We start from the raw sequence: 22,386 nt of genomic DNA, 5'->3' as shown, positions 1-22,386 counted from the left end.
CCATGGGTCTCGCATTGCCGGAAGCAGGGCGCTACTTCGCCCGTTCGCTCAAGCAGTCGTTGCGGCTCATGGTCGGGCTGCCCGACTACGACGCCTACCTGACCCACATGGCGGCCACGCACCCCGAGCAGCCGCCGATGAGCTACGAGGCCTTCTTCCGCGAGCGGCTCGAGGCGCGCTACGGCGGGGGCAAGGGGCGCTGCTGCTGAAGGGCGGCGGCGGCATTTAGAATCCCCGTCGGTCGCGCGAAGCGACTCTTTTGCTGCGAGACGCCTCGGCCATGTGCCGGGGCGGGCCGGCAAAGGCACCCAACCCAGATTTCTCCAGGCAGGGCGCATGCGGTTTCTCCATCCGATCGATGGAGCGGCTGCATGGCGCTTCGCGATTTCGAAAAAATCGCCCTGAGGGAATTTCTCCATGTCCGTTCGCCCGCATGCCGTGCGTCTTCGTCTGCGCCGCACGCCGCTCTTTCTTGCCACGCTCGCCGCACTGCATTGCGCCGCCCAGGCCCAGACCTCCGAGGCCACGCTCAAGGAGATCACCGTCACCTCCGAGCAGGAGCCCGGTTATGCCCCCTCGGTCGGCAGCACGGCCACCAAGGGCAGCGCGCCGCTGCGCGACATTCCCCAGGCGGTCAACGTGCTGCCCGCGCAACTGCTGCGCGACCAAGGCGCAACCTCCATGCAGGACGCGCTGCGCAATGCGCCCGGCGTTTCCTTCAACGCCGGCGACGGCCAGCGCGACCAGGTGGTCATCCGCGGGTTCACCGCCATCGCCGACTGGTTCGTGGACGGTGTGCGCGACGACGCGCTCTACTTCCGCGACCTGTCGGACACGGAGCGCATCGAGGTGCTCAAGGGCCCGGCCGCCGTGCTGTACGGCCGCGGCTCGTCGGGCGGGCTGATCAACCGCGTGACGAAGAAGCCGATCTTCGAACGTCCCTTCGGCGAAGTGTCGCTGGGCCTGGGCACCCACGACTTCAAGCGGCTCACGGCCGACCTCAACCGCCCCATCGGCGAGAACATGGCCTTCCGCCTCAACGTGGCGCGCGAAAAGTCGGGCAGCTATCGCGACCAGCAGTTCATCGACCGCTACAGCATCGCGCCCTCGCTGGCTATGAAATTCAGCCCGCAGACCGACCTGCTGCTGCAGTACACCAATGCCTACGACCAGCGGCTGACCGACTTCGGCATTCCGGCGCTCAACGGCCGCCCGGTGAACGTGCCGATCGGCACCTACTACGGCTCGGCCTTCGCGAAGCGCGACGACACCACCACCACGCGCGTGCAGTCTTTCACCGCCACGCTCAACCACCGCTTCAGCGACACGCTGAGCCTGCGCAACACCACGCGCTACTACAGCTACAAGCTCGACCGCTTCAACACCCTGCCCAGCGGCACCACCGACCCGGTGCGCATGACCGTGGGCCGCACCCGCGGCTTCGTCGACCGCGACGAGAGCGGCTGGTTCAACCAGACCGACCTGACATGGCGCAACGAGCTCGGCGGCTTCAAGCAGGAATGGCTGATCGGCGCCGAGCTGGGCAAGCAGGACAAGCGCGCGTACACGGTGTCCTCGGCCACCGGCTTCGAGCGCGTGAGCATCCTGAACCCGGTCTCCGCGCCGCCGCCCATTCCGCTCGCCAGCTACCTGGCCAGCAGCGCGATTCCGAGCAACACCGCCTTCAAGACGGCTGCGCTCTATGCGCAGGACCAGATCACGCTGGCGCCGCAGTGGAAGGCGCTCGTCGGCGGACGCTACGACGACTTCCGCCAGGAGACTTCCTTCGAGCGCACGCTGGCCCCCTTCTCGCGCACCGACCGCAAGTTCAGCCCGCGCGCGGGCCTGGTCTGGCAGCCGAGCGACTCGCAGTCCTACTACGTCTCGTACAGCCGCTCGTTCCAGCCTTCGGCCGAGACCTTCGCGCTGTCGGCCAACAACGCGGCCAACGATCCCGAGATCACCGTCAACAAGGAGATCGGCGCCAAGCTCGACTTCCTGGACGGCGCGCTCAACTTCACGGCCGCGGTCTTCAACCTGGAGCGCTCGGGCATCAAGAACACCGATCCGTCCAATCCGGCACGGCAGATCAACGTGGGCACGCAGCGCACCAACGGCATGGAGCTGGCGCTGGCCGGCAAGCTGCCGGGGCGCTGGGACGTCAGCGCGGGCTACGCCTACCTGGACGGCCGCATGGTCAAGTCGCTGGCCACCGTGAGTTCGCTGCAGCTGCCCGTCGGCGCCGCGATGCCGGTGCAGGGCAAGGTGGCGCCGCTCACGCCGCGGCACTCGGCCTTCGTGTGGCTCATGAAGGACCTGGGCCATGGCCTGAGCGCGGGCGGCGGCGTGAACTACGTGGCCGCGCGCTATGCCTCGCTCAGCAACCTGGTGACGCTGCCTTCGTACGTCACGGCCGACCTGGCCGCGAGCTACAGGACCGAGCGCTACGAGCTCTCGGTCAACCTGAAGAACATCACGGGCCGGAAATACTACGTGTCCGCGCACGGCAGCGTCGACAACCTGATCATGCCGGGGCCGGGACGTGAGCTGCAGGTGGCGCTGACCGCGAAGTTCTGAAGAGGATGACTCGCAAGGGCTCAGGCCCCGGCTGAGCCTGGCTGCGCGAAATCCAGTTTCTTTTTGCAAGCGCCTGCTGCCACGATGGCCTCCACGCAACTGAATGGTGGAGAACGCCGATGGCATCCGAATCGAATCAAATCGCAAGCTGGTCGCTGCGCTGGCGCATCGGGCTGTCGGGCGCCCTGTGCCTCGCAGCGGCGCTTTCCGCGGCGCAGCCGCCCGATGCGGGCGTCGTGCTGCATGCCGAGCAGCGCTTCCAGCTGGCACTGGAAGCGCAGGCGGCACGCGACTACCGCTCGATGCTCGAACAGCTTCGGCAAGCGGCGGCCGAGGACCACGCCGAGGCGCAGGAGATGCTGGGCATGGTGCTGCTGGCGGGGTCGACACTGTACGGCCCTGCCATCAGGGCCGACCGCTGCGAGGCCCGCGAGTGGATGCTGCGCGCCGCCTCGCAGGGCAGTGAGACGGCCAGGGTCCAGCTCGCGTTCCTCAACAGGCTGCGCCAATCCCCGGCCGGCAGGAACGCCTGCGGCTGAGCCTGCGAATGCGCTGTGCGGGCGGTGACGCCTGGTTACCGCATGGTGCGCGAGGATGCGTCGCTGGAAAATGAAGGGCTAGACTCTTCGTTTGCCATACCCTCCGCTGCGAGGCCGATTCATCATGAAACCCTGGTTGATTCCCATGGCGCTTGCCCTCGCGGGCGCCGCCCACGGCGCCGAAAACTGCGAAGCCCTGCGCACCCAGATCGAAGCGAAGATTGCCGCGGCCGGCGTGACGCGCTTTACCGTCGTCACCGTCGATGCCAATGCAGAAGCGGCCGGACAGGTGGTGGGCAGCTGCGATCTCGGCAGCAAGAAGATCGTCTACCAGCGCGAAGGCGCACCCGCAGCAGGCGCGGCCCCGGCGCGCCCGGGCGCGGGCCCGGCCGGCGAAGAGATACTGACGGAGTGCAAGGACGGCACGGTGTCCGTCGGCGGCGACTGCAGGAAGTAGGCGGGAGCACACCTTGTCATCTTCCAAAGCCTTTCGCATCGCGCTCTCGGCCTCGGCCGCCGCCATTGGCGGCATTGCGGCGTACTGGACCCTGCTGGCCGCGCGGCAGGGGCACATCCTCTTCAACGTCCGGAAACTGCCGGTCGTCCACCTGTCCGACGATTTCTCCACCTACTCCCACACCGTGCCGGGCGGCATGGTGCGCGGCTATGTCTATCACCCGCAGGGCGAAGACGCGCTGCAGGACCTGTTCATCTATTTTGCCGGCCGGGGCGAGGACGTTCGCGCCACCGCGCAGGCGCTGCACTGGCTGCCGGAGGGCTTCGGATTTGCGGCCGTCAACTACCGCGGCGTGGCCGACTCCGAAGGGCATCCCTCGGAGATCGCCTCCGTGGCCGATGCGATCCAGTTTGCGAACCACCTGCGCAAGGCCTTTCCGCAGGCGCGCCTGCACGTGGTCGGCCGCAGCCTCGGCACGGGCGTGGCCATCCAGCTGGTGGCGCAGCAGGACTTCTCGAGCCTGCAGCTGGTCACGCCCTACGACTCGATGCTCGAAGTGGCCAAGAGGCGCTTTCCGCTGGTTCCGCTGGCACTCCTGCTGCGCCACCGCTTCGACTCGCTCACGCACTGCAAGGAAGTGGCCGCGAAGACCCAGGTGCTGCTGGCCGAGCGCGACGACGTGGTGCTGCCCGAGCGCTCGCAGAAGCTCATCGCCGCCTGGCCCACGCCCATCAGCGTGCAGACCGTGCCCGGCTCCGACCACCACAGCATCATGGGGCTCGAAGCGACCTGGCTCCATCTGGTCGACTTCGCGCTGACGGCCATTCTTCCCGAGCCGGTCGCGGCCTGAGCCGCAGCGCAGCTGCCTTCAGCCGGCACCCAGGACCGCGAAGCCGCCTTCGAGATCGCGCAGCAGGTCCGAAGGCGCCTCGAGCCCCACGTGCAGCCGGATGACCGCGCCGCGCGCGCTCCAGTCGGTCACGCTGCGGGCCGCGCGCATGTCGGCCCAGGCCACCAGGCTTTCATAGCCGCCCCAGGACGAGCCCCGGCCGAACAGCGACAGCGCATCGACGAAGCGCTCGACCGCGGCGTTGCCGATGCCCGGCTGCAGCTCGAACGAGACGAGCCCGTTGGTGCCGCGGCAGTCGCGCTGCCAGAGCACGTGGCCCGGATGCTGCGGCAGCGCGGGGCAGAACACGGCCGCCACCTCGGGCCGCGCCTGCAGCCAGTGCGCCACCTCCATCGCATGCCGCTCGTGCATCTGCAGCCGCGCGGACAGCGTGCGCATGCCACGCAGCACCAGCCAGGCATCGTCGGGACTCACCGTCATGCCGAAGGCGTCGCAGCGCTCGTTGAGCGGCTGCCAGGCTTCGCGCGTGGTGGCGACGGTGCCCATCATCACGTCGGAGTGGCCCGAGAGGTACTTGGTGGCGGCCATCAGCGAGATGTCGGCGCCCAGTGCGAGCGGCCGGTATTGAACGCCCGAGCCCCAGGTGTTGTCCGCGGCAACCAGCGCGCCGCGCGCATGCGCCAGTTCGGCCAGCTTCGGCAGGTCGCACATCTCGTAGACCAGCGAACCGGGGCATTCGGCATACACGAGCTTCGTGTTCGGCTCGAACAGTTCCTCGATGCCGCGGCCGTCCGCGGCAAAGAAGCTGCAGCGGATGCCGTAGGGATCGAGGAAGGAATGCACGAGCTTGCGCGCCGGCTCGTACACGCTGTCCGACATCAGCACGTGGTCGCCGGGCTTCAGATACGACAGCAGCACCATGCCGATGGCGGCAAGGCCGGTGGGAAAGAGGCGCGTGCGGTGGGCGCCTTCGAGCTCGCTCACCGCATCTTCGAGCGCGAAGGTGGTGGGCGTGCCGCGCGCGCCGTAGCTGAAGGCGCGCTCTTCGCCGCGGCGCGCGCGCGTCTCGCGCATCGCGGCCACGCTGTCGAACAGCACGGTGCTCGCGCGCACCAGCGGTGTGTTGACCGGCGAGCCGCCGAAGTAGGCCGGAGCCTTGCCGGCGTGGGCGAGCCGGGTGTCGAGGGACTGGCCTGCGGTGTCTTTGGGCGAATCGGACATGGTGTGTTCCAGCGGGCACGGGCCTCTATGGTGCGTCAATCCGCCTTTGCGCCCGACAGCTTGACGATGCGCGACCAGCGGTCGATGTCCTGCCGCAGCTGCGCGGCGAAGGCTTCGGGCGTGTTGGCGACCACCTCGCTGCCGCCGTCGTTCACGAGCTTGGTCACTTCGGGCAGGCGCAGCGTGCGCACGATGGCTTCGTTCAGGTAGGCCACGCGCTCGGGCGGCGTGCCGGCTGGCGCGAAGAAGCCGTACCAGTCCTCGAAGCGGGCATTGGCATAGCCCAGTTCCTCGAGAGTGGGCACCTTGGCGAACACGCCGATGCGGCGCGGGCTGGTAACGGCCAGCACGCGCAGCTTGCCGTTCTGCACCATGCCCGCGACCGAGGAGGTCGAGGTCACGAGCACGTCGACCTGCCCGCCGAGCAGGTCGGTGAGCGCGGGGCCGGCGCCCTTGTAGGGCACGTGCGTCATGTCCACGCCGCTGTCCTTCTGCAGCACCACGCCGACCAGGTGCGAGAGCGTGCCGTTGCCCGGCGTGGCATAGGTCACCTTGCCGGGGCTGGCCTTGGCGCGCGCGGCCAGGTCGGCGAAGGTCTTGTAGGGCGAATGGGCCTCCACCACCAGCGCGAGCGGCGCCGCGTTGATCTGCGTGATCGGCACGAAGTTCTTGATCGGGTCGAAGCCCGGCGCCGAGTAGAGCGATGGGTTCACCGCCATGATCGACACCTGGGAGGTCAGCACGGTGTAGCCGTCGGGCTTGGCCTCGGCCACCGACTTGGCGCCGATGTTGCCGCCTGCGCCGCCGCGGTTGTCCACCACTGCGGCCTGGCCCATGATTTCCGGCAGCCGCGTGGTCACCAGCCGGGCCGTGGCGTCGTTGCCGCCGCCCGGAGGAAAGGGCGAGACGAACTTCACGGGCTGCGACGGAAAGCCGTTGCGCGCGGGCAGCGGCTGGGCCGCGGCAGGCTGCAGGGCCATGGCCGCGAGCCATGCGGCAGCGACCGAAAGACGGGCAAGACTCGGAATGCGAAGGACAGACGACATGACGGGACTCCTGGAATAGGAACTGACAACGACGAACGGAGAAGGCGAAACCGGGGGAGCTAGACGTGCCGCGCGGCGGAAGCGGCCGGCAGCCTGAAGGCCGAGCGCTCCTGCGCGTCGAGCTGCGCGACCAGGCCGGTCTCCCACGCCAGGTAGCGGCGCGCCGCTTCCTTGTTGCCGTCGTGGCGGTCGTGCACGAAGAACAGGTAGTCGATGCAGTCCGCGTCGGCGGGCAGGGTGGGCGTGGCTTCCACCGGCAGGCCCGCGGCGCGCCATGCGGCCATGCCGCCTTCGAGCAGCAACGGGGCTGGCGAGCGGCCGGCCAGTTCGGACGCCGCGGCCCAGGCGGCGAGCGCAGCGTCGTCGGCCACCAGCACGAGCTGGCGCGTTTCGGACTTCAGGTCGTTGGCCAGGCGCGGGCGTATCGACCAGCGCGCCTGCGGAATGTGACCGGCGCGGAACTGCATGCTCGGGCGCAGGTCGACCAGCGCCACGTTGCCTTGCGCAAGGCGGGCGGCCAGCGCCTGCGCGTCGATCGTCGCCAGCGCGGGCGCGGGCGTCACGGCGGCGGGCGCCAGCGACAGCCCGCTCGCAAGTCCGCCTTCGAGCACGCTCGCCTCGTGGCCCATCTGCCGCAGCCAGTGCGCCACGGTGGGTGCGCGCACGCCGTCGTTGTCGAACAGCACGAGCCGCGCGCCGCGCACGCCGAAGTACTGGTCGCCGGCCTGCATCAGCTGCCCGCCCGGCGTGTGCTGCGCACCGGGCAGCGTGCCGGCCGCGAATTCCTCGGGCGTGCGCACGTCGCAGAGAAACAGGCTGCGGCTGCCGTCGCCGGCCCACTGCTGCACGGTCTGCGCCGTGACCGTGGGCACACCGAAGCGCTCGGCCAGCGCCTTGGCGGCCGGCCGCAGGTCGGTGTTTCCGCTGTCGTCCGCATAGCGCCGCGTGCTGCCGTGCTCCAGCGCGTGGTCGTTCAGGTACCAGCCCTGCGTGCCGTTCTCCAGCGCGTAGACGGGGTTGGGCAGGCCCAGGTTGATGAGCGTCTGCGCGCCGATGATGCTGCGCGTGCGGCCCGCGCAATTGACGACGATGGGCGTGGTGGTGTCGGGCACCAGCCGGCGCACGCGGTAGGCGAGCTCGCCGTTGGGGCAGCAGGTGGCCGTGGGGATGTTCATCTTGTGGAACTCGCTCACCGGCCGGCCGTCGAGCACCACCACCTTCTCCTTGCGCGCGAGCATCTCGGCCAGCTGGTCGGCGCTCACGCGGGGCGTGTGGTAGGCCTCTTCGGCCAGCTCGCCGAAGGTCTTCGAAGGCAGGTTGACGCCCGCGAAGAGCGCATGGCCCGCGGCCTTCCAGGCGCGGGTGCCGCCCTGCAGAACGTGCACGCCGGTGTAGCCCAGCACGGCAAGCCGCCGGGCGGCGCGTTCGGCCACGTCGCCTTCGCCGCCGTCGTATGCCACCACCCGCACGCTGCGGCGCGGCACGAGGTGCGGCGCATCGAGTTCGAGCCGGCTGAAGGGCAGCGGGATGCCGTAGAACAGGTGCGCCTCGCCGTACTGGCCGTGCTCGCGCACGTCGAGCAGCGCGATCTCGCCGCCGTCGTGCAGCCAGGATTTGAGGGTCTTCGGATCGATGAAGGAGGTCATGGGAAGCAAGCCGTTGGAACGAACGCGGTCCTGCGGGGCCGCGCGCCGCACGGTCCGCATGAACGAAGACGAGGTTGAAAGAGGAGCCTAGCGGCGCGTCTGCACGCCGATGCCCATCGTCTGGTACGTGCCGGCCGCCAGGTCGTACGCGGTGCGCTGGTTCAGCGTCTCGAGCGCCCGGCCGTACATGTGCAGGTGCCGGATGACCTGGTCGCCCTGGATCTCGACCGAGTGGATGTCCTCGGGCATCAGCGCAATGCCCTGGCCGGGCGCGACCACGACCAGCGCGGTTTCCTCGAGCTTGCCGACGCCCGGCACCGAGCCGTCGTCGCGCCGCTCGTACACGCGGTTGTGCTCGGTGCCTTCCACCGCGGCAATGCAGGCCCAGGTGGTGTGGTTGTGCGGCACGATCTTCTTGCCCGGCCGCATCACGTTGAGGTAGAGCGCGTAGCTCTGGTCCGGGTCTTCGGCTATCAGGTAGCGGGCCTGGTGCTCGCCGGCCTCCGGCGCCGGAAAGTCGGCGGCGCCCCAGTAGTCGGTGCGCGCGGCCAGCCCTTGCAGCGCTTCGAGCACCGCATCGAGCTTTTCTCGGGTTGGTTCAGCGCCGCCAATGGCTTTCTTCATCCGGGCGATGGACGCGGCAACCGCCTCGCGGCGTTGGTCGGACAGGGTGCTCATGCAGATTCTCCAGTGGGGATGCTTGTCGTGGTTGCATTCACTGTAGTGACCGGGGCGTGACACGACAATCCATCTCGCGCAAGAAATACATCAATAAAATTAATGTATGTCCACGCTCGATCTCGAACTGCTGCGCTCCTTCGCGGCTGTCGTCAGCCACCACAGCTTTGCCGCGGCGGCCGTGCACCTGGGTCGCACGCAGTCGGCCGTCACGCAGCAGATGCAGCGGCTCGAAGAGCAGGCGGGCCACGCGCTGTTCGCCAAGCAGGGCCGGCAGAAGCGACTCACCGAGCATGGCGAGCGGCTCCTGAGCTATGCGCACCACCTGCTCGCGCTCAACGACGAGGCACTGCGCAGCCTGCGGCAGGGCGAGCTCGAAGGCAACCTGCGCATCGGCGCGCCGCACGACGTGGCCGAGACCATGCTGCCGCTGCTGCTCACCGAGGTGGCGCGCACCTCGCCGCTGCTGCAGCTGGACATCCACATCGGCCGCAGCCCCTACCTCATGACTTCGCTCAAGAGCGGCGAGGTCGACATGATCATCTCCAACCGCGCCGATGCGCAATCGCAGTTCGAGGGCGTGGTGCTGCGCAACTCGCCCACCGTGTGGCTGTGCGCCGCGAGCTACGTGCACGACCCGTCCAAGCCGGTGCCGCTGATCATGGCCGACGGCCCGAGCATCTTTCGCCGCATCGGCCACGAGGCGCTCGATGCCGCGGGCGTGGCCTGGACGCCGCGCTACACCTCGTCGAGCCTGATCGGCATCAAGGCCGCACTGCGCGCCGGCCTCGGCGTGACGGCGCGCGGCGTGGAGCAGCTCGACGCCGGCCTGCGCGTGCTGGGCGCCGGCGACGGCATGCCGCGCCTGCCCGACCTCGCCTACTACCTGTACGTGCGCAGCCACGTGGTGAACCCGGTCACGCGGCAGGTGTTCGAAACCTTGAAGAAGCACCTGCGGCTGCCGCGCACCGACATGCCGGCCTGAAACGCTAGGTCGCCCAGATGCGCGGCGAGCTCGCCGGCAACTGCCACAGCTCCGCGCGCCATGCCTGCCACACCTGCCGCAGCAGCTGCATCGCGGGCTCCACCACGGGCGCCAGTACGCGCAGCACGACGATCTCCGCATGCGGGCTGGTTGCGCCGGCGCTCTGCTGCAGCCCGTGCGCATCGATGGCGGTGCGTGCGAGCGCAAGCAGCGCCTCGCGCCGCGCCCGCGCGGCCGGCGAGCCCGACACGAAGAACAGCGACGCGATGCAGCGATGCCCGCCGAAGCCCAGCGGGCTCTGCAGCAGCCGCTGGTCCGCCGCGTCGATGCGCCCGCGCTCCAGCCAGACGCCGGGCACTTCGATGTGCTGCAGGTAGGTGCCGCGTTCGAATGGCTGATTGGCATGCGGCAAGCCGAGGGCCGTCACGTCCCAGCCGATCATCTCGGCGCCGGGCTCGGCCTCGATGGTGAGCCGGTTCTCTGCGCGGCAGCCGCTGTAGCAGATGGCCTCCAGCGGCAGCCACTCGAGCCGCGCGCCCTTGGCAAGCCGGATGCGCGTGCGCTGCAGCGCGAGTTCGCCTTCGGAGCGGTAGAAGCGCGAGGCGCCGGGCGTGGTGATGAGCCCATGGCTTGCGCCGGCTGCCTCGATGTCGATGTCCAGCGTGTCGCCGCCCACCAGTCCGCCCGGCGGATGCACCAGCACGTTGTGGCAGATCGCATCGCCCTCGGGATAGAGGCTCTGCAGGATGCGCAGCGGCCCGTCATGGCGAAAGCGCGCGACGCTGCGGGCGGCTTCCTGTCGGTAGTCGAGATGAAGATGGGCGTGCCAGGACATCCAACGAGTCTATTCGCCCCGCCCCGAGCGGCTAGCTGGCCCAGGCGCCGTCGTGTGCAGCACTGGCCTCGTCGAGCAGCGCGGGTCCGATGCATTCGATCGGATGCGGCGAGGCGCGGAACACGTCGCGGCACGACAGCTCCGCATCACGCTGGTCCTGCCGTTCGCCGCGGAACACGCGCAGCCGCTCGGCGTCGATGCCGAACACCACGCGGCCGATGTTCGACCAGAAGATGGCGCCCGCGCACATCACGCAGGGCTCGCCCGACGCGTAGATGGTGGCGCCGGCGAGCTCTTCGCGCGTGAGGCCGCGCCCCGCGAGTGCGCGCAGCGCGTTCACTTCCGCATGCGCGGTGCAGTCGCCGGTCTCGGTGTTGCTGTTGCCGGCTTCGGCGAGCACTTCGCCGGCGGCCGAGACGATGACCGAGCCGAAGGGCCGGTTGCCGCGGCGGCGCGCCGCATGCGACCAGACGATGGCCTTGCGCAGGTAGCGTCCGTCGCGTTCGTCGAGCGTGGCTTCTTCGGGGAGGGTTGAATGGAGGTTGATGTTGCTGGAGTTCATGCCTTGGTGGAAATCATGCGTTCGCTGCGCGATGGCAGCATCGAGGTGTTGAAGATGGCGTCGGACGAGGGCTTGACCTTGAGGCCGAATACGTCGGCGACCTCGTCGACCTGCTGCTCGAGCGTGAGCTTCCTGATGTCGCCCAGGCCATGGCTGCGCGTATCCGCGGCACCCACATATTGCGCCGTGACACTCCAGCGTTCAAGCTCCATCCTTTCGTCCAGGATGGGTTCGCGCTGGCGCATGGCCGCGATGCCGGGCGCGGGGTTGGCAAAGGTCTCGACGATGGCGCGGTTGGTGGCGCGCAGGAAGGCCGCAACCACCCTGGGGTTCTGCGCGATCATGTTGCTGCTCGCGAGAATGGCGTTGCCATACAGGTTGACGCCCGCGTCCGCATATTTGAGCACCGACAGTTCTTCCTGCTTCATGCGCGCGAAGAGCGAAATGGCGGAATCATGAAAGTAGGTGGCGGCGTCGACGTCGCCGCGCACCATCACGTTGTCGCGCGCGCTGAAGTCGGTGGTCTGCCACTGGAAGGCGTCGCTGCGCATGCCCTGCTTGCGCGCCACCATCGGCCACGCGCGGCGGGTCGATTCGACGGCCGCGGCCGCCACCTTCTTGCCCGCGAGGCTCTTGAACTCGGCCGTGACGCCGCGGTCCTTGCGGCCGATGATCACGAAGGGCGCGCGGTTGTAGTACTGGTACACGGCCTGCACCATCGGCGTGCCGGGGTTCTGCGCATTGAACTCGACCAGCGAGCTGATGTCGCCCAGGCCCATCTGGTAGACGCCGCTCGCGATGCGCGTGATGGAAGCGACCGAACCGGCGCCGGTGTCGATGCTCACGTCGAGGCCTTCGTCCCTGTAGTAGCCCTTGCTGTGCGCCAGGAAGAAGGGCGCGGTCTGGCCGTTGATGCGGAAGTCGAGCGTGAACTTGAGCGGGGTCGGCTTGCCGCCGCCCTGGGCGAAGACGGCGGGAGCGGCAAGGGTGGCGGCACTGGCCGCAAGAAAGAATCGACGTTGCATGTGGGGCCTCGGAATCCTCGGGTCTTGAATCCCTCCGCACACGGCGGAAGGCACTTCAAGAGCAATTTCCGGGCGGGCGCACAACGGTGGTGCGTGCGCTGCTGAACGCTTCTACTCTTGCGGGAGCCGATGCACGAGCCATGCCAGGGCGGGCCGCGTGCTTGGAGGCGCGGCCGACCTGCGCCACAATGCAGGCGCGCAATTTGCATGGCAGGTGGCGCAGAGTAGAAGCGTTCAGCCCTCGCGGCAGGAAATTGCTCTTTCAGGTTCGTTCGTACCCACGCGCAACAACAGAAGGAGTCCACGCATGCTCGTCACCCGACAACCCGTCTTCCGCAAGTTCTGGCATGCCGTCATGCCGCTCACCGAGCTGGCCAGCGGCCCGAGGCCCTTCAGACTGCTGGGCGAAGACATCGTTCTCTTCCTCGATGCCGGCGGCCAGCCTGCCGCATTGCGCGACCGCTGCTGCCACCGCACCGCGAAGCTGTCGAAAGGCTGGTGCGTCGATGGCGAAGGCCAGGCCTGCGGGCAGGGCGCGATCCAGTGCGGCTATCACGGCTGGACCTACGACCGCAGCGGCCAGGTGATCCGCATTCCGCAGTACGAGGCCGACCGCAAGATCTCGCCGGAGTACCGCACCACCGCCTACCGCTGCACCGCGCGCTACGGCTACGCATGGGTGGCGCTGGAAGAGCCCATCGCCGACATTCCCGCCATCCCGGAGTTCGGCGACCCGGGCTACCGCACCATCTTCCAGTTCTACGAAGAGTGGCAGACCAGCCCGATGCGCGCGCTCGAGAATTCGTTCGACAACTCGCATTTCAGCTTCGTGCACCGCGCCACCTTCGGCGTGGCCGCGAGCCCGAAGCCGAGCAAGTACGAACTGGTCGAGAACGATTCAGGCTTCTATGCCGAGACGGTGATCGAGGCGGCCAACCCGGTGAAGTTCCACGCCATCAGCGGCGTGACCGAGCCGATCACCACGCGCCACATGCGCAACGCCTACTTCCTGCCGTTCTCGCGCCGGCTCGACATCGAATACCCGAGCGGCGTGCGACACATCATCATCAACTGCTTCACGCCCATCGACGACGGGCGCATGCAACTGTGCCAATGGCTGTTCCGCAACGACACCGAGGCCGACTGCACCGCACAGATGCTGATCGACTTCGACGAGGCGGTCACGCGCGAGGACAAGGACATCCTCGAATCGACCGACCCCGATGCCTTGGTCGACACGCGCCGGCGCGGCGTGGAGTATTCGATGGAGTCGGACCGGCCCGGCATGCTGATCCGCAAGCACCTGATGCAGCTGCTGGCGAAGCACGGCGAGGCCGAGGTCTACCGCGGCATGGCCAGCGAAACGATTCCGATCGCGAAGGCTGCCTGAGCGGCCGCTGCCTCAGGCGTGAGCCGTGGCCGGGTTCGGGTGCGCCGCGTGCGATGAGCCGGACGCGTAGCGGTCCATCGCCAGGCCATCGGTGCGGATCTCCGGTCGCTGTCCGGTCACGAGGTCGGAGATGAGCTTGCCCGAGCCGCAGGCCATGGTCCAGCCGAGCGTGCCGTGGCCGGTGTTGAGGAACAGGTTCGCATAGCGCGTGGCGCCGACGATGGGCGTGCTGTCCGGCGTCATCGGGCGCAGGCCGGTCCAGAAGGTGGCGCGCGGCAGGTCGCCGCCCGGGAACAGGTCGCTCACCACTTTCTCGAGCGTGGCGCGGCGGTGCGGGTTCAGCCGCAGGTCGAAGCCGCCGAGCTCGGCCATGCCGCCCACGCGGATGCGGTTGTCGAAGCGCGTGACGGCCACCTTGTAGGTTTCGTCGAGCACGGTCGATTGCGGTGCCAGCGATTCGTCGACCAGCGGCACGGTGAGCGAGTAGCCCTTGACGGGGTAGACCGGAATGTCCAGCCCCAGCGATGCGATGGCGGCGCGCGAGTAGCTGCCGAAGGCCATCACGTAGCGGTCGGCCGTGAGGATCTTGCCGGCACTGGTTCGAACGCCCGTGATGCGGTCGCCCGCCATCTCGAGGCCTTCGACCGACTGGCCGAAGCGGAAATCCACGCCCAGGCCGCGGGCGATGTCAGCCAGGCCGCGGGTGAACAAATGGCAGTCGCCGGTCTCGTCGTTCGGCAGGCGCAGGCCGCCCGCGAGCCGGTCGCGCGCGCCGGCGAGCGCGGGTTCGACGCGCGCGAGCGCATCGCGGTCGAGCAGCTCGTAGGGCACGCCGCATTCCTCGAGCACCGCGATGTCGCGCTGCACCGCGTCGAGCTGCGCCTGGGTGCGGAACAGCTGCAGTGTGCCGCCGGTGCGGTGCTCGTACCGCAGGCCGGTTTCGGCGCGCAGCTGCTGCAGGCAGCCGCGGCTGTATTCGGCCACGCGCATCATGCGTTCCTTGTTGACCGCGTAGCGTTCGGGCGAGCAGTTGCGCAGCATGGCGGCCATCCAGCGCAGCTGGAACAGCGTGCCGTCGGGGCGGATCGACAGCGGCGCGTGCTTCTGGAACATCCACTTGATGGCCTTCAGCGGAATGCCGGGCGCCGCCCATGGCGTCGAGTAGCCCGGCGACACCTGCCCGGCGTTGCCGAAGCTGGTTTCCTCGGCAGGGCCGGTCTGCCGGTCGAGCAGCGTCACGTCGGCGCCGGAGCGCGCGAGGTAGTAGGCCGTGGTGGTGCCGATCACGCCGCCGCCGAGAACGATGACTTTCATGGGTATTTACGCGAATGAAGGTGGATGAGTGGAATCTAAAGTGCACAATGCAGTGGATTTCATTGTTTTTTGACGATTGACAGTGAAATTCACTGCAGATAGCAAGCCAATTGCCAGCCCCGGAGTGAAATGCCCGAACTCGACCGCATCGACCGCAAGATCCTCGACCTGCTGCAGCGCCAGGGCCGCATCTCCATGACCGAACTGGCCGAGCGCATCGGCCTGTCGGCATCGCCCTGCGCGGAGCGCGTGAAGCGCATGGAGCGCGAGGGCGTCATCAGCGGCTACCACGCGCATGTGTCGCCCGAGGCGCTGGGCAAGACGCTGCTGGTGTTCGTGGAGATCAAGCTCTCGGCCAAGTCGGGCGAGGTGTTCGACAAGGTGCGCAAGGAACTGCTGCACATGCCCGAGGTGCTCGAGTGCCATCTGGTCTCGGGCAGCTTCGACTACCTTGTGAAGGCACGCCTGAGCGGCATGAGCGAGTACCGGCACCTCCTGGGCGACATCCTCAAGAAGCTGCCCGTGGCGGCGGAATCGCACAGCTACGTGGTGATGGAGGAGATCAAGGAAACGCTGATGCTCGCGGTCGACCGCTGAAGCGGGTGGCGGGCTAACATCGCGCCCGGCATCCACACCCCACAAGGACATCGGCATGAGCATCTCGGTCCGGCGCGACGGCATCACGGGCACGCGCCACATTCTCAAGATCCGCAACCACGAGATTCCCATCGATGCCTCGCCGGCCGGCGGCGGCAGCGATGCGGGGCCGGAGCCGCACGACCTGTACGACGCGTCGCTGGCCGCCTGCAAGGCGCTCACCGTGCTGATCTACGCGCGCCGCAAGGGCATGGCGGTGGAAGACATCGAGGTGATCGTCGACCGCGACGACAGCGAGGAGCGCAAGGGCGTCTACCGGCTGAAGTCGAGCCTGCGCGTGACCGGCGAGCTGACCGAGGCGCAGCGCGACGAGCTGCTGCGCGTGGCCGGCAAGTGCCCGGTGCACCGGCTCATGACCGAGGTGAAGACCGAGATCGAGACCGGCTGGGCCTGAGACGGCGCCCACCCGCGCAGGGCGCGGCCTGCGGGGCCGGCATGTCCCGGACGGGGGCAAAGGGCGTGGTCAGCCCAGGTTTGGGGCAACGATTTACACTACCCGGCTACCCCCGCGCCGTCTACAGGACACTTTCACCAATGAAGTGGGTCATTCTCGCCATCTTCGCGCTCAGCGCGCTCTACGTTCACTTCCGCGGCCAGGTCCGGCACCGCTTCTTCAGGCAGCTGTCCGACCACTCGACCTTCCTCGCGCCGCTGAACGCCTTCATGTACATCTTCTCGAAGGTGCCGAGCACGCCGTACCTGTCGCCCGCGCAGTTTCCCGAAATGCGCGTGCTCGAGGAGAACTGGCAGGTCATCCGCGAAGAGGCGCTCGCCATGCGCAACGGCGGCAGCATCAAGGCCTCGAGCCAGTTCAACGACGTGGGCTTCAACTCCTTCTTCAAAAGCGGCTGGAAGCGCTTCTACCTGAAGTGGTATGACGAGGCGCATCCCTCGGCCGCCATCCTGTGCCCGCGCACCACCGAACTGCTCAAGGGCATCGGCACCATCAAGGCGGCCATGTTCGCCGAGCTGCCACCGGGCAGCCGCCTGGTGCGCCACCGCGACCCCTTCGCCGGTTCGCTGCGCTACCACCTGGGCCTGTGGACGCCGGGCGTGGAGGGCTGCTACATCGACGTGGACGGCCAGCGCTACCACTGGCGCGACGGCGAGGCCGTGGTGTTCGACGAAACCTACATCCACTACGCCGAGAACACGACGGACAAGGACCGCGTGATCCTGTTCTGCGACATCGAGCGCCCGCTGAAGTACCGCTGGGCCAGCGCCGTGAACCGCTGGTTCGCGAAGAACCTGCTGGCCGCCGCCGCCTCGCCCAATGATGCCGGCGACAAGACTGGCGGCATCAACCGTGCGTTCAAGTACATCTACCAGATCCGCGTGATCGGCAAGCGCCTCAAGGCCTGGGACAAGCGGGTGTACTACCTCGTGAAATGGTCGATCTTCGGCGGCCTCGCGCTCTGGATCTTCTGGTAAGGCGCAAGCCCGATGCCGCGCGGCGCCTTGGCGCCGCTGCCAGCCCATGTCGTTTGCAGACAAAGACCTGCCCGTTCCAGTCGACCTTGCCAGCGCACAGGCGCTGATTGCGGCCGTTCAGTTGGAAGCCGCTGCGCAGCGGCTCGCCTTGCGCGTGCCGCCGCCCGAGCCCACCACCTGCTGCGGGCGCGGCTGCAACGGCTGCGTGTGGGAGGGCTGGCTGGCCGCCGTGGCCTACTGGCGCGACGAGGCCACGCTGTTGCTGGCCTAGCGCCGCGGAGCTTTTTTTGGCTACGCGCAATACACGAGGGCCATCTGCTTGCTCCCCATGCCCGAAGTTCCAGCCGACCTCCAAGCCTTCTTCCTTGCTGCTGGCTGGTATCCCGGCAGGGTGGTGCCGGTCCCCGAGGGCGTTCCCGCAGGGCATCCTGCGGCAGGCATCCTGGCCAGCTTTCTGGGTCTGAAGGTTTTCAATCCGGGCGCAGGCGAGGAATGCCCAACGTCCGACATCGACTTCATGTCGCAGCCCTTCGAAGACTCGGGCCACGAACTCTACGAAGCGACCGTCGGCGAGCACCTCGTCACGGTGGCGGAGGTCGGCCAAGGCTACAGCTTGCTCTTGATCGACGGCAAGGGACGGTGGTTCGGCGCCAGCCTGGTCCACGATGCGTTCTGGCTTTGCGGCGAGTCGATGGCCGATGCGCTGCGCACGCTGTTGCAGGGGCGAAGGGTTCGTCCGGTGCTGCTTCACGGACAGGCGAGCACGAGTCTCTATGGGATCGACCATGATGCGTCGCATCCCGCCGTCTACCGTCCCTGATCATTGCGGGCGGACTCGGCTTCAATGCCCGCGCGCTTCCCAGAAGCCGCGGTGCGTGGCGATCATTTCTTCCGCCACCTCGGCGACCGGCCCGATCACCTCGATCTTCTTCTGCCCGCGCGCGAACACTTCGCGGCAGGGCAGGCTCAGCGTGGGGTTCTCGGGGTGGTCGCCCGTGAGTGCGAGCAGGGCCGATTCTTCCGCGCCGTAGACGATGCGGCCGATGTGCGCCCAGTAGCTGGTGCCCGCGCACATCGCGCAGGGCTCGAAGGTCGTGACCAGCGTGCATTGCCACAGGTACTCCGCCGGCCAGTTCTGCGCCGCATGGCGCGCCAGCGTGGCTTCGGCGTGGTTCACCGTGTCGATGTTGCCCTGCTCGGCCAGGATCGTCTCGCCGTCGGGCGCCACGAGCACCGCGCCGAAGGGATGGCGGCCCATCGCCATGGCGCGGCGGGCGACCTCGTTGGCGCGGCGAAGCGCGCGGATGATCTGTTCGTGGGTCATCCGTGGATCATGCGCGAATCACTGGTTCTGGGAGCCGCGGTGCGCCCAGCCCGTGGTGTGCTTCTCGATCACGCTGAAGAGCTCGTACATCAGCATGGCCATCGCGCCCACCACCATCAGCCCCGCGAAGGCCAGGCCCATCTGCATGGCCGAGCCGGCTGAAATGAGCAGGTAGCCGATGCCTTCGTTGGCGGCGGTCATCTCGCTCACCGTGGTGCCGACGAAGGCCAGCGTGATCGCCACCTTGAGCGAGCCGAAGAAGTAGGGCATGGAGCGCGGCAGGCCGATCTTCATGAGCACGTCCCAGCGCTTGGCGCCGAGCACGCGCAGCACGTCTTCGAGCTCGGGCTCCAGCGTGGCCAGGCCGGTCGCGATGTTGACCATGATCGGGAAGAAGCTGATCAGAAAGGCCGTGAGGATCGCCGGTCCCACGCCGATGCCGAACCACACCACCAGGATCGGCACGAAGGCCGCCTTGGGCAGCGCGTTGAACGCCGTCATGAGCGGATAGATCGCCGCATACGCGATGCGCGAACTGCCGATCACGAAGCCCAGCAGCACGCCCACCACAATGGCCAGGCCGAAGCCCGCCATCGTGACCCAGAAGGTGCGCCACGCATGGCCCGCGATGATTTCCTTGAACTCCCAGAACTGGTTCCAGATGCGCAGCGGGCTCGGAAAGATGAAGTCCGACACGCCGAAGCCCGCGCAGATCACCTGCCACAGCAGGATCACCGCAATCAGCAGCAGCCAGGGCGACCAGCGTTCGATTTGCTTGGTGTTCTTCATGGCGCGCCTTCAGTGGGACACCGCGGCGGCCGTCTGCGCCGCGCTGATGCCCGTGTTGCGGATGGCGCCGATGTGGCCGCGCAGCTCCAGCACGATGTCGGTGAACTCCTTGGTGTAGGTGAGCTCCAGCTCGCGCGGGCGCGGCAGCTCGATCTCGCGCTTGACCACGAAGCGGCCCGGGCTCTTGCTCATCACGTACACCGTGTCGGCCAGGAATACCGATTCGCGCAGGTCGTGCGTCACCAGGATGACGTTGAACTGCTGCTCGGTCCAGAGGTCGCGCAGGATGCACCAGAGCTCCTCGCGCGTGAAGGCATCGAGCGCGCCGAAGGGCTCGTCGAGCAGCAGCATCTTGGGCTCGTGGATGAGCGCGCGGCAGATGCTCGCGCGCTGCTGCATGCCGCCCGAGAGCTGCCATGGAAACTTGTCTTCATAGCCCGCAAGGCCGACCTTCTGCAGCAGCTTGCGCGCCCGCTCGACGTATTCCTTGCGTTTGGCCTTGAAGCTCGAGCGATAAGGCTCGACGATCTCGAGCGGCAGCAGCACGTTGTCGACCGTGGTGCGCCACGGCAGCAGCGAAGGCGCCTGGAACGCCATGCCCGAGATCTTGAGCGGCCCGGTCACGGGTTGGCCGTCGATGCGGATCTTGCCCATCGACGGCATCTTCAGGCCCGTGGTGAGCTTCATGAAGGTCGACTTGCCGCAGCCCGAGGGGCCGACGATGGCGATGAATTCGCCGCGCTTGACCTTCAGGTCGATGGCCTCGACCGCGAAGTGGTTGGCGCGCAGCAGCTCCTCGTTGTAGGCGAGCCAGACGTCCTGGAAGTCGACGAAGGGAGCAGCGGCCGCGCCCGATGCGTCCGCCTGCATCACTTGCGCAGGACGCCGTTGAGTTCGGCCGCGGGCGGCAGCAGCGCGGCGGTCCACACGGCGTCGGGGCTCACGCGGGTCTTGGTGTTGAACGCGTCCGACACCTGCGAGGCCATCAGCGACATGCGGCCGGCGTTCACCGTGCCGAAGCCTTCGCTGCGCGCGTCGGCGCTGTTGATCACGGTGTCGATGGCCAGCTGAAGGCGGCGGGTCTCGAGCTTGCTGTCGATGATGCCGTCGCGCGCCTTGACCGATTCGATGGCCACGGCAGGATTGGCGATGACTTCCTTCGCGCCCTTGGCAAAGGCCGAGAGGAATTTCTTCACCGCTTCCGGGTTCTCCTTGATGAGCTTGGGCGAGGCGATGATCACGTTGCCGTAGAGCTTCACGCCGTAGTCGGGGTAGGGCAGCACGACGATGTCGGCGGCCTTGGCGCCACGCGCCTCCAGGTTCAGCAGCGAGGTGAAGGTGAAGCCGGTGATGGCGTCGATGTCGCCGCGCATCAGCATGGTTTCGCGCAGCGTCGGGTCCATGGCGGTCCAGTTGACCGCGCCGATGTTGTTGGCCTTGGCAAAGATCGGGAACGCGCGGCGGCCCGCGTCGAACACCGGCGCGCCGAGCTTCTTGCCGGCCAGGTCGCCCGGCTTGGCGATGCCGCTCTTCTTGAGCGCCATGACCGAGGCCGGCGTGTTGTTGTAGACCATCATCACCGCGACCGGCTTGTTCGGGCTGTCGGGGTTGTTGGCGTGGAATTCCATCAGCGCGGCCAGGTCGGCAAAGCCCATGTCGTAGGCGCCCGAGGCCACGCGCGTGACCGTGCCGCCCGAGCCGTTGCCCGCGTCGATGCTCACGTCGAGGCCCGCGGCCTTGAAGTAGCCCTTGGCGGCGGGATGCAGGAACAGCGCGGCCGGTCCTTCGAAGCGCCAGTCGAGCTGGAACTTGATCGGCGTCGGGGCTTGGGCAAAGGCCGGGGTGAGGCCGAAGCTCAGGGCCGAGGCGGCGAGGAAGGACTGGAGCAGTTGGCGCTTGTTCATGCAGGATCCGTTGGAGGTGAATGCTTCTGCATTCAAGCAAAAACGGTGCCCGCACGCGATTGGTGCGAACCTTTCCGTGGAACTGTTGTGGTGCGCGATGGGGCGGCGGCGCACCGGCCTGGTTCAGAGCGTCGCGCCGATCTTGCGCAGCTCCGCGATCTGCGGCGCCTTGGGCAGCCAGATCTTGTCGAACTCCGCGATGACCGGCGCGGGGTTGTAGCCGGCATCGCTCTTGATCGTGATGCCGCTGGCCTTGAACTTGTCGATCAGGCCGAGCTCGGTGGTCACGATGTCCTTGATCTGCGCATCGAGCGACTGCTTGACGAGGTCGGTGATGAGCGCCTTGTCCTTGCCGTCGAGCGTTTTCCAGATGCGGCCCGACACCAGCGGCGCGAAGGGCATGAAGAGCGCATTCATCGGCAGCATTGTTTTTGCGACGCGGTCGAAGCGCTGGTTCCACGAGAACTCGATGTCCGCTTCGAGCCCGTCGACCTGGCCGTTCGACATGGCGTCGAAAACGGCCGGCGTCGGAATGGGCGTGGGCGCGGCGCCCAGCAGCTGGTAGAAGTCGCGGTATACGGGCGTCGGGTTGATGCGCAGCTTCATGCCCTTGAGGTCGGTGGGCGTGGCGATGGGCTTGGTCGCGAACACCACGCGCATGCCGGTGATGCCCCAGCCCAGGCCGATGGTGCCGGTCTCGCGCGGCAGCACGTCGAGCAGCTTCAGCGCGGCGGGGGTGCGCACCAGCGAGGCCACGTTGGTGGTCGAGCGCACGAGGTAGGGCGCGTTGATGGCCGCCACGCTGGACACGCGCGAGCCGAGTTCGGCGGCCTGGATCCAGCCCATGTCCAGCGCGCCGGACTGCAGCTGCTGCATCATCGCCGACTCGTTGCCCAGCTGGCCCGAATGGAACACCGTGGCGCTCAGGCGGCCGTCGGTCGCCTTCTTGAGCGCTTCGCCAAAGCCCACCGCGGCGCGATTCCACGAGTGGCCGGCCGGCGTGATGAGGCCGAGGCGGAATTCCTTGGCGGCCGCCGCGCGCGACACGGTGCAAAAGAGAGCGGACGACGCGGCAGCGGTACCGGCTGCGGCCTGGACGACGAATTTGCGGCGAGAGAGGGACATGCGAGGCTCCGGTTGAGAAGGGAAAGGGAGG

At 67.9% G+C, this 22,386-nt stretch carries 25 protein-coding genes; 12 read left to right on the top strand and 13 right to left on the bottom strand.

All coding sequences use genetic code 11. From position 1 onward, the window contains the following. Positions 1-2: 2 nt before the first annotated feature. The 5 genes from ACAM54_RS19595 (at position 3) to ACAM54_RS19575 (ending at position 4,423) form a co-directional block, all read left to right on the top strand. Positions 3-209: a YbdD/YjiX family protein gene (locus ACAM54_RS19595; protein WP_369648679.1), complete on the top strand. Its 207-nt coding sequence runs from the start codon at positions 3-5 to the stop codon at positions 207-209. A 208-nt stretch (positions 210-417) separates the two neighbouring features. After that, positions 418-2,577 carry a TonB-dependent receptor gene (locus tag ACAM54_RS19590; RefSeq protein WP_369648678.1) on the top strand — a complete coding sequence of 720 codons (2,160 nt, stop codon included), beginning with the start codon at positions 418-420 and terminating at the stop codon, positions 2,575-2,577. Between the two features lie 119 nt (positions 2,578-2,696). Continuing rightward, positions 2,697-3,116 (top strand): sel1 repeat family protein, encoded by a 420-nt coding sequence (locus ACAM54_RS19585; RefSeq protein WP_192322570.1) that lies wholly within the window; start codon positions 2,697-2,699, stop codon positions 3,114-3,116. Positions 3,117-3,240: 124 nt separating this feature from the next. Continuing rightward, entirely contained in the window at positions 3,241-3,573 is a 333-nt protein-coding gene (locus ACAM54_RS19580) for a DUF1161 domain-containing protein (protein WP_369648677.1), read from the top strand. A 13-nt stretch (positions 3,574-3,586) separates the two neighbouring features. After that, positions 3,587-4,423: an alpha/beta hydrolase gene (locus ACAM54_RS19575; protein WP_145745461.1), complete on the top strand. Its 837-nt coding sequence runs from the start codon at positions 3,587-3,589 to the stop codon at positions 4,421-4,423. A gap of 18 nt (positions 4,424-4,441) precedes the next feature. On the opposite strand, the gene metC is transcribed toward ACAM54_RS19575, so the two are convergent. The 4 genes from metC to ACAM54_RS19555 all read right to left on the bottom strand — a co-directional run bounded on the left by metC (position 4,442) and on the right by ACAM54_RS19555 (position 9,014). Further along, entirely contained in the window at positions 4,442-5,644 is a 1,203-nt protein-coding gene (gene metC, locus ACAM54_RS19570; protein WP_369648676.1) for a cystathionine beta-lyase, read from the bottom strand. 35 nt (positions 5,645-5,679) lie between these two features. Then, on the bottom strand, positions 5,680-6,690 hold the full coding sequence (locus ACAM54_RS19565) for a Bug family tripartite tricarboxylate transporter substrate binding protein (RefSeq protein ID WP_369648675.1): 1,011 nt from the start codon (positions 6,688-6,690) through the stop codon (positions 5,680-5,682). A 59-nt stretch (positions 6,691-6,749) separates the two neighbouring features. Then, a complete protein-coding gene (locus ACAM54_RS19560) occupies positions 6,750-8,336 on the bottom strand; it encodes a rhodanese-like domain-containing protein (protein ID WP_369648674.1) in 1,587 nt (528 codons plus the stop codon). An 87-nt stretch (positions 8,337-8,423) separates the two neighbouring features. Further along, entirely contained in the window at positions 8,424-9,014 is a 591-nt protein-coding gene (locus ACAM54_RS19555) for a mercaptosuccinate dioxygenase (RefSeq protein ID WP_369648673.1), read from the bottom strand. Between the two features lie 106 nt (positions 9,015-9,120). Here ACAM54_RS19555 and ACAM54_RS19550 point away from each other — a divergent pair, with 106 nt between their 5' ends. Further along, the gene (locus ACAM54_RS19550) at positions 9,121-9,999 is read left to right on the top strand and encodes a LysR substrate-binding domain-containing protein (protein WP_369648672.1); all 879 of its coding nucleotides are present in this window, start codon (positions 9,121-9,123) and stop codon (positions 9,997-9,999) included. A 4-nt stretch (positions 10,000-10,003) separates the two neighbouring features. On the opposite strand, the gene ACAM54_RS19545 is transcribed toward ACAM54_RS19550, so the two are convergent. The 3 genes from ACAM54_RS19545 to ACAM54_RS19535 are packed head-to-tail and all read right to left on the bottom strand — an operon-like array spanning position 10,004 to position 12,421. After that, positions 10,004-10,834 carry an urease accessory protein UreD gene (locus ACAM54_RS19545; protein ID WP_369648671.1) on the bottom strand — a complete coding sequence of 277 codons (831 nt, stop codon included), beginning with the start codon at positions 10,832-10,834 and terminating at the stop codon, positions 10,004-10,006. Between the two features lie 31 nt (positions 10,835-10,865). Further along, a complete protein-coding gene (locus tag ACAM54_RS19540; RefSeq protein ID WP_369648670.1) occupies positions 10,866-11,396 on the bottom strand; it encodes a nucleoside deaminase in 531 nt (176 codons plus the stop codon). After that, positions 11,393-12,421, bottom strand: coding sequence for an ABC transporter substrate-binding protein (locus tag ACAM54_RS19535; protein WP_369648669.1), 1,029 nt, complete (start codon positions 12,419-12,421; stop codon positions 11,393-11,395). Before ACAM54_RS19535 ends, ACAM54_RS19540 begins: the two co-directional genes overlap by 4 nt. Positions 12,422-12,728: 307 nt before the next feature. Here ACAM54_RS19535 and ACAM54_RS19530 point away from each other — a divergent pair, with 307 nt between their 5' ends. After that, complete coding sequence (locus tag ACAM54_RS19530) at positions 12,729-13,811, top strand: Rieske 2Fe-2S domain-containing protein (RefSeq protein ID WP_369648668.1); 1,083 nt, start codon at positions 12,729-12,731, stop codon at positions 13,809-13,811. Between the two features lie 12 nt (positions 13,812-13,823). Here ACAM54_RS19530 and ACAM54_RS19525 read toward each other — a convergent pair whose 3' ends face one another. Then, positions 13,824-15,125 (bottom strand): D-amino acid dehydrogenase, encoded by a 1,302-nt coding sequence (locus ACAM54_RS19525; protein ID WP_369648667.1) that lies wholly within the window; start codon positions 15,123-15,125, stop codon positions 13,824-13,826. 129 nt (positions 15,126-15,254) lie between these two features. Between ACAM54_RS19525 and ACAM54_RS19520 the strand changes: the two genes are divergently transcribed. The 5 genes from ACAM54_RS19520 (at position 15,255) to ACAM54_RS19500 (ending at position 18,033) form a co-directional block, all read left to right on the top strand. Further along, the gene (locus ACAM54_RS19520) at positions 15,255-15,722 is read left to right on the top strand and encodes a winged helix-turn-helix transcriptional regulator (protein WP_015866742.1); all 468 of its coding nucleotides are present in this window, start codon (positions 15,255-15,257) and stop codon (positions 15,720-15,722) included. A gap of 55 nt (positions 15,723-15,777) precedes the next feature. After that, positions 15,778-16,176: an OsmC family protein gene (locus ACAM54_RS19515; protein WP_369648666.1), complete on the top strand. Its 399-nt coding sequence runs from the start codon at positions 15,778-15,780 to the stop codon at positions 16,174-16,176. Between the two features lie 140 nt (positions 16,177-16,316). Next, positions 16,317-17,213 (top strand): lipid A hydroxylase LpxO, encoded by an 897-nt coding sequence (gene lpxO, locus ACAM54_RS19510; RefSeq protein WP_145745439.1) that lies wholly within the window; start codon positions 16,317-16,319, stop codon positions 17,211-17,213. Positions 17,214-17,259: 46 nt separating this feature from the next. Then, complete coding sequence (locus tag ACAM54_RS19505; protein WP_145745435.1) at positions 17,260-17,484, top strand: oxidoreductase-like domain-containing protein; 225 nt, start codon at positions 17,260-17,262, stop codon at positions 17,482-17,484. A 57-nt stretch (positions 17,485-17,541) separates the two neighbouring features. Next, entirely contained in the window at positions 17,542-18,033 is a 492-nt protein-coding gene (locus ACAM54_RS19500; RefSeq protein WP_369648665.1) for an SUKH-3 domain-containing protein, read from the top strand. 21 nt (positions 18,034-18,054) lie between these two features. Here ACAM54_RS19500 and ACAM54_RS19495 read toward each other — a convergent pair whose 3' ends face one another. The 5 genes from ACAM54_RS19495 to ACAM54_RS19475 all read right to left on the bottom strand — a co-directional run bounded on the left by ACAM54_RS19495 (position 18,055) and on the right by ACAM54_RS19475 (position 22,355). Further along, a complete protein-coding gene (locus ACAM54_RS19495; protein WP_369648664.1) occupies positions 18,055-18,537 on the bottom strand; it encodes a nucleoside deaminase in 483 nt (160 codons plus the stop codon). Positions 18,538-18,555: 18 nt separating this feature from the next. Then, a complete protein-coding gene (locus ACAM54_RS19490; protein WP_145745430.1) occupies positions 18,556-19,326 on the bottom strand; it encodes an ABC transporter permease in 771 nt (256 codons plus the stop codon). Between the two features lie 9 nt (positions 19,327-19,335). After that, positions 19,336-20,196 (bottom strand): ABC transporter ATP-binding protein, encoded by an 861-nt coding sequence (locus tag ACAM54_RS19485; RefSeq protein ID WP_145745428.1) that lies wholly within the window; start codon positions 20,194-20,196, stop codon positions 19,336-19,338. Next, positions 20,196-21,230: an ABC transporter substrate-binding protein gene (locus ACAM54_RS19480; protein WP_145745426.1), complete on the bottom strand. Its 1,035-nt coding sequence runs from the start codon at positions 21,228-21,230 to the stop codon at positions 20,196-20,198. Before ACAM54_RS19480 ends, ACAM54_RS19485 begins: the two co-directional genes overlap by 1 nt. Before the next feature lie 123 nt (positions 21,231-21,353). Next, the gene (locus tag ACAM54_RS19475; protein WP_369648663.1) at positions 21,354-22,355 is read right to left on the bottom strand and encodes a TRAP transporter substrate-binding protein; all 1,002 of its coding nucleotides are present in this window, start codon (positions 22,353-22,355) and stop codon (positions 21,354-21,356) included. Positions 22,356-22,386 lie beyond the last annotated feature (31 nt).

The sequence above is a fragment of the Variovorax sp. V93 genome, assembly GCF_041154485.1.
GTDB lineage: Bacteria > Pseudomonadota > Gammaproteobacteria > Burkholderiales > Burkholderiaceae_C > Variovorax > Variovorax beijingensis_A.
The sequence above is the reverse complement of the archived record's forward strand: the minus strand, read 5'-3'. Positions and strand labels throughout refer to the sequence as shown.

What these genes read in the sequence shown, in the direction of transcription:
- ACAM54_RS19595 (WP_369648679.1), top strand. Translation starts at nt 3, where the DNA reads ATGGGTCTCGCATTGCCGGAAGCAGGGCGCTACTTCGCCCGTTCGCTC.
- ACAM54_RS19590 (WP_369648678.1), top strand. Translation starts at nt 418, where the DNA reads ATGTCCGTTCGCCCGCATGCCGTGCGTCTTCGTCTGCGCCGCACGCCG.
- ACAM54_RS19585 (WP_192322570.1), top strand. Translation starts at nt 2,697, where the DNA reads ATGGCATCCGAATCGAATCAAATCGCAAGCTGGTCGCTGCGCTGGCGC.
- ACAM54_RS19580 (WP_369648677.1), top strand. Translation starts at nt 3,241, where the DNA reads ATGAAACCCTGGTTGATTCCCATGGCGCTTGCCCTCGCGGGCGCCGCC.
- metC (WP_369648676.1), bottom strand. Translation starts at nt 5,644, where the DNA reads ATGTCCGATTCGCCCAAAGACACCGCAGGCCAGTCCCTCGACACCCGG.
- ACAM54_RS19565 (WP_369648675.1), bottom strand. Translation starts at nt 6,690, where the DNA reads ATGTCGTCTGTCCTTCGCATTCCGAGTCTTGCCCGTCTTTCGGTCGCT.
- ACAM54_RS19560 (WP_369648674.1), bottom strand. Translation starts at nt 8,336, where the DNA reads ATGACCTCCTTCATCGATCCGAAGACCCTCAAATCCTGGCTGCACGAC.
- ACAM54_RS19555 (WP_369648673.1), bottom strand. Translation starts at nt 9,014, where the DNA reads ATGAGCACCCTGTCCGACCAACGCCGCGAGGCGGTTGCCGCGTCCATC.
- ACAM54_RS19550 (WP_369648672.1), top strand. Translation starts at nt 9,121, where the DNA reads ATGTCCACGCTCGATCTCGAACTGCTGCGCTCCTTCGCGGCTGTCGTC.
- ACAM54_RS19545 (WP_369648671.1), bottom strand. Translation starts at nt 10,834, where the DNA reads ATGTCCTGGCACGCCCATCTTCATCTCGACTACCGACAGGAAGCCGCC.
- ACAM54_RS19540 (WP_369648670.1), bottom strand. Translation starts at nt 11,396, where the DNA reads ATGAACTCCAGCAACATCAACCTCCATTCAACCCTCCCCGAAGAAGCC.
- ACAM54_RS19535 (WP_369648669.1), bottom strand. Translation starts at nt 12,421, where the DNA reads ATGCAACGTCGATTCTTTCTTGCGGCCAGTGCCGCCACCCTTGCCGCT.
- ACAM54_RS19530 (WP_369648668.1), top strand. Translation starts at nt 12,729, where the DNA reads ATGCTCGTCACCCGACAACCCGTCTTCCGCAAGTTCTGGCATGCCGTC.
- ACAM54_RS19525 (WP_369648667.1), bottom strand. Translation starts at nt 15,125, where the DNA reads ATGAAAGTCATCGTTCTCGGCGGCGGCGTGATCGGCACCACCACGGCC.
- ACAM54_RS19520 (WP_015866742.1), top strand. Translation starts at nt 15,255, where the DNA reads ATGCCCGAACTCGACCGCATCGACCGCAAGATCCTCGACCTGCTGCAG.
- ACAM54_RS19515 (WP_369648666.1), top strand. Translation starts at nt 15,778, where the DNA reads ATGAGCATCTCGGTCCGGCGCGACGGCATCACGGGCACGCGCCACATT.
- lpxO (WP_145745439.1), top strand. Translation starts at nt 16,317, where the DNA reads ATGAAGTGGGTCATTCTCGCCATCTTCGCGCTCAGCGCGCTCTACGTT.
- ACAM54_RS19505 (WP_145745435.1), top strand. Translation starts at nt 17,260, where the DNA reads ATGTCGTTTGCAGACAAAGACCTGCCCGTTCCAGTCGACCTTGCCAGC.
- ACAM54_RS19500 (WP_369648665.1), top strand. Translation starts at nt 17,542, where the DNA reads ATGCCCGAAGTTCCAGCCGACCTCCAAGCCTTCTTCCTTGCTGCTGGC.
- ACAM54_RS19495 (WP_369648664.1), bottom strand. Translation starts at nt 18,537, where the DNA reads ATGACCCACGAACAGATCATCCGCGCGCTTCGCCGCGCCAACGAGGTC.
- ACAM54_RS19490 (WP_145745430.1), bottom strand. Translation starts at nt 19,326, where the DNA reads ATGAAGAACACCAAGCAAATCGAACGCTGGTCGCCCTGGCTGCTGCTG.
- ACAM54_RS19485 (WP_145745428.1), bottom strand. Translation starts at nt 20,196, where the DNA reads ATGCAGGCGGACGCATCGGGCGCGGCCGCTGCTCCCTTCGTCGACTTC.
- ACAM54_RS19480 (WP_145745426.1), bottom strand. Translation starts at nt 21,230, where the DNA reads ATGAACAAGCGCCAACTGCTCCAGTCCTTCCTCGCCGCCTCGGCCCTG.
- ACAM54_RS19475 (WP_369648663.1), bottom strand. Translation starts at nt 22,355, where the DNA reads ATGTCCCTCTCTCGCCGCAAATTCGTCGTCCAGGCCGCAGCCGGTACC.